Origin of the sequence: Methylobacterium jeotgali, assembly GCF_022179345.1 — a bacterium.
GTDB lineage: Bacteria > Pseudomonadota > Alphaproteobacteria > Rhizobiales > Beijerinckiaceae > Methylobacterium > Methylobacterium jeotgali.
Map to the genome: position 1 here is coordinate 1 of NZ_BPQR01000091.1, position 3,981 is coordinate 3,981.

A 3,981-nucleotide genomic window follows, 5' to 3' on the forward strand; every position below is an offset into this window, starting at 1 on the left:
CGTCGAGCGCCAGCGGGCGCTGGGCCTGCGGCTGATGGAGGCGGTGGGCTTCGACTTCGACCGCGGGCGCCTCGACGTCAGCCTGCACCCGTTCTGCGGCGGCGCCACGGACGACGTGCGCATCACCACCCGCTACGACGAGGCCGACTGCCTGCGCGCGCTGATGGGCGTGCTCCACGAGACCGGCCACGCCCTCTACGAGCAGGGCCGCCCGGCCGCGTGGCGGGCGCAGCCGGTCGGCGCGGCCCGCGGCATGACGCTCCACGAGAGCCAGTCCCTCATCATCGAGATGCAGGCCTGCCGCACGCCGGAATTCGCAAGCTTCCTCGCACCGCTCCTGCGCGATATGTTTGCCGGCGAAGGACCGGCCTGGGAGCCCGAGAACCTTCATCGCCTTCAGACCCGCGTCGCGCCGGGCCTGATCCGCGTCGATGCCGACGAGGCCACCTATCCGGCCCATATCCTGCTGCGCTACCGGCTGGAGACGGCGATGCTCGCGGGCGACCTCGCGGTGGCGGATCTCCCCGGCGCCTTCGACGACGGGATGCGGGAGCTTCTCGGCTTGCAGGTTCCCGAGGATCGGCTCGGCTGCCTCCAGGACATCCACTGGCCGAGCGGGGCCTTCGGCTACTTCCCGACCTACACCCTCGGCGCGGTGGCCGCCGCGCAACTCTTCCGGGCGGCGAACGCGGCCGAGCCCGGCCTGCGCGCCGGCCTTGCCGAGGGCGATTTCTCGGCGCTTCGCGGCTGGCTGCGGACCCATGTCCACGGGCAGGGCAGCCGCCTCGGCACCGACGCGCTGCTGGAGGCGGCGACGGGCACGCCGCTCACGGCCGGGCCATACCTCGCGCATCTCGAAGCGCGCTACGCCGCGGCCTGAGCGCGGCTGCCCCGACCGGCCGAAGGCCCTCCCGCGGCGTCAGGTGCCGCGGCTCCTTCAGCCCCCAGACAAGGCCGATGCGGCGGAGCGCCACGAGCATCCACCAGCCCGGATCGGCCTGACCCTCCCGCACTCCGAGCCGCGCCGAGCCCGGCCAGGCGTGGTGGTTGCCGTGCCAGGCCTCGCCGAAGGTGATCAGCGCCGCCGCCGGCAGGTCGTGCCCCTGCACCGCCACGCCGTCGACCGCCCAGCCCTGGGGCCCGCGCCGGTGGGTGATGTGCCCGACGAGCCAGTGGCCGGTGACCGACACCGCCACGCGCACCGCCACGCCCCAGACCAGCCAAGGCATCCCGCCGATCGCGTAGAAAGCCAGCCCGAACGGCACCTGCTGGAGAATCCAGGTCGCCTCCAGCCAGCGCAGGAACCGATCATCGCGCAGACGCGGTTCCAGCTCGAAGCGCGGTGGGCGGGCGAGATCGAGCCGGCAATGCATCTGCCACCACGCGTCCTGCAGCGGCGGGGCGCGGTGCGCGTGCAGGGGATGGCACGCGGCCTGCCGCTGCGCCCAGTCGCGGGTGTCGTGGAGCCGCACCATGCCGAGCGGCCCCGCCATCCCGACGAGCGTGCCGAGCCAGACCAGCACCCGCTCCAGCCAGAGCGGCGCCTCGAAGCTGCGGTGGATGAGGAGCCGGTGCAGCCCGATCGAGTGGCCGAGGCACAGCGTCAGACCGCTGGTGACGAGGAACAGCGCCACCGCCCCCGGCGTCACGAAGACCGGCCCGAGCGTCAGCGCCGCGAGGCTCATTCCGCCGATCCAGAGGGAGCGCCCGGGCTCCCAGGTCACCCGCCCCTCGGTGGCCGAGACCTCCGGCCCCGCGATCACCCGCTCCGTCGAAAGGCACGCCATCCTGTCCTCCCCTCGCGTATCATTGCATGTCGGTATTTAAGCAATAAACTAAATACGAACGCAAGCGTGGTCAGCCGGATCGTCATCGGCTACATCTCGGCGCGACCCGCCATGCAGCGCATCTTCGAAGCCCTCGCCTCGGCCGCCCGCCGCAAGATCCTGGCGCTCCTCGCCCATGGCGAGCTGAGCGCCGGGGAGATCGCCGCGCGCTTCGAGATGACCCGCGCCTCGGTCTCGCAGCACCTCTCCGTGCTGGAGGGCGCCGGGCTCGTGGCCAGCGAGAAGCGCGGGCAGTACGTGTTCTACCGGCAGGTGCCGGAAAGCCTCGCCAACACCCTCAACGGCTTCGTGCAGGAGGTCTGTCCCATCGGCCGGCCGCTCCGCCGGGAGAGCGCGGCCCGCGCCCGCCAGGCGAAGGCGCCCGGCGGCGAGCCCCTGTCCGACACGTCTCTATCCGACGAGCCCTGAAGGCGTGGCCGGCCAGCCGATGCGGGCGGACGGCCGCGCGCACGTCGGCGCCCCTCCCGACATGGTGCGCGCCGCGATCCTCGACCCGGCGGTCCTCGCCCGAATCATTCCCGGCGCCGAGAGCGTGACCCGGGACGGAGACGGCACCTTCATCGCCACGCTCGGCCTCGGGGTGAGCCCCTTCCGCGGCCGCCAGACCGTCACCCTGCGCGCGGAAGCCGCCGGGGACGGGCTGGCCGTGTCCGGCCGGGCCGCCGGCCCTTTCGGTTCCGGCGAGGCCGCGGGACGCCTCGCGCTGCATCCGGAGGGGGAGGGGACCCTGATCCTCTGGCGCTACGAGGGCCGAGTGAACGGTCCCGTCGCCCTCGCGGGCGCCCGCCTGCTGCGGCTGAGCGCCGCCGCCTTCGTGGGCCGGACCTTCGCCAACCTTCGGCGTGAGGGCTGCGGCGATCGGAAAGTCTCGACGGACGGCCCGGCCTGCCTGTAGCCTCGCGCCCATGACGCAACGGCTCCGCTTCGCCCTCCTTCTCGCCTCGGCCTGCCTGAGTCCCGCGCTCGCCGCCGCGCAGGACAAGGGCAGCGTCAATCCAAGGCCGCTGCCGCCCCTCGCCGACCCGGACGCGCCGGGCACGCCGGCCAAGGAGCTGTTCGGCCGCGCCACGACGCCCGCCGCCGGCCCGGCGCAGGCCTACGGCTCGTATGCCAAGGGCTGCTTCTCCGGCGGCGAGGCCCTGCCCGTCGACGGCACGAACTGGCAGGTGATGCGGCTGTCGCGCAACCGCATGTGGGGCACGCCGTATCTCGTCGACTTCGTGGAGCGGCTTGCGGCCCGCGCCCCGTCCGCGGGCTGGCCGGGCCTGCTCGTCGGGGACATGTCGCAGCCCCGCGGCGGCCCGATGCTGACCGGCCACGCCTCCCACCAGCTCGGGCTCGACGTCGACGTCTGGCTGACGCCGATGCCCGGCCGCCGCTTCTCGCGGCTGGAGCGGGAGGAGACCTCGGCCACCGACATGGTCCGGCCCGACCGGCTCGACATCGACCCGAATGTCTGGACCCCGGCGCATACCCGCCTGATCCGGCTCACCGCCGAGCAGCCGGAGGTGGCACGCATCTTCGTCAACGCGGCGATCAAGAAGGCGCTCTGTCGGGAAGCCGGCGGCAGCCGCTGGCTCTCGAAGGTGCGCCCGATGTACGGGCACAACTACCACTACCATATCCGGCTCGCCTGTCCGGACGGGCAGGGCGCCTGCGAGGACCAGGCGCCGCCGCCCGGAGGCGACGGCTGCGGCGAGGAGCTCGCCTACTGGTTCAGCGACGCCGTGCTCCACCCCAAGCCGCCGAAGGTGAGGCCGCGCCCGAAGCCGCCGATGACGATGGCCGCGCTGCCGGCCGCCTGCCGCACGGTGCTCAAGGCCCGCTGACGCGTCGCCTCGTCCGTGACGCTCATGCGGCGCGCTGGTTGATCTTGCTGTCGGCGATGCGGGTCAGCTTGGCGTCGGTGGCCTTCTCCTCGTCGAGGTTCTCCTGGAGCACGCCGGCGCAGTCGTCCCGGCCGAGCTGCTTGGCCCAGGCAATGAGCGTGCTCCAGGAGAACCTCGACGAGGAGAAGGCCACCGACGCCAAGCTGACCCGCATCGCCGACAGCAAGATCAACCAGCGCGCCGCATGAGCGTCACGGACGAGGCGACGCGTCAGCGGGCCTTGAGCACCGTGCGGCAGGCGGCCG

Annotated in this window: 5 protein-coding genes and 1 pseudogene; 4 read left to right on the forward strand and 2 right to left on the reverse strand. The window is 73.1% G+C overall.

The window, feature by feature from the left end; genetic code table 11:
* Window positions 1-880, forward strand: a pseudogene (locus MFF04_RS20975) (carboxypeptidase M32); the annotation flags it as partial.
* Here the strand turns inward: MFF04_RS20975 and MFF04_RS20980 are convergent.
* A complete protein-coding gene (locus MFF04_RS20980; RefSeq protein ID WP_238278823.1) occupies window positions 828-1,787 on the reverse strand; it encodes an acyl-CoA desaturase in 960 nt (319 codons plus the stop codon). The pseudogene MFF04_RS20975 and the gene MFF04_RS20980 overlap by 53 nt on opposite strands.
* Window positions 1,788-1,898: 111 nt before the next feature.
* Between MFF04_RS20980 and MFF04_RS20985 the strand changes: the two genes are divergently transcribed.
* From MFF04_RS20985 to mepA, 3 genes are read left to right on the forward strand one after another with little or no spacing between them, the layout of a single operon-like run.
* The gene (locus MFF04_RS20985) at window positions 1,899-2,255 is read left to right on the forward strand and encodes a metalloregulator ArsR/SmtB family transcription factor (protein WP_238278831.1); all 357 of its coding nucleotides are present in this window, start codon (window positions 1,899-1,901) and stop codon (window positions 2,253-2,255) included.
* Window positions 2,256-2,259: 4 nt separating this feature from the next.
* The gene (locus MFF04_RS20990) at window positions 2,260-2,742 is read left to right on the forward strand and encodes an SRPBCC domain-containing protein (protein ID WP_238278826.1); all 483 of its coding nucleotides are present in this window, start codon (window positions 2,260-2,262) and stop codon (window positions 2,740-2,742) included.
* A gap of 10 nt (window positions 2,743-2,752) precedes the next feature.
* Entirely contained in the window at window positions 2,753-3,676 is a 924-nt protein-coding gene (mepA, locus tag MFF04_RS20995) for a penicillin-insensitive murein endopeptidase (protein ID WP_238278828.1), read from the forward strand.
* Between the two features lie 22 nt (window positions 3,677-3,698).
* On the opposite strand, the gene MFF04_RS21000 is transcribed toward mepA, so the two are convergent.
* Window positions 3,699-3,981, reverse strand: a 283-nt coding sequence (locus MFF04_RS21000) for a YciE/YciF ferroxidase family protein (protein ID WP_238278830.1), incomplete at its 5' end; no start/stop codon positions are given.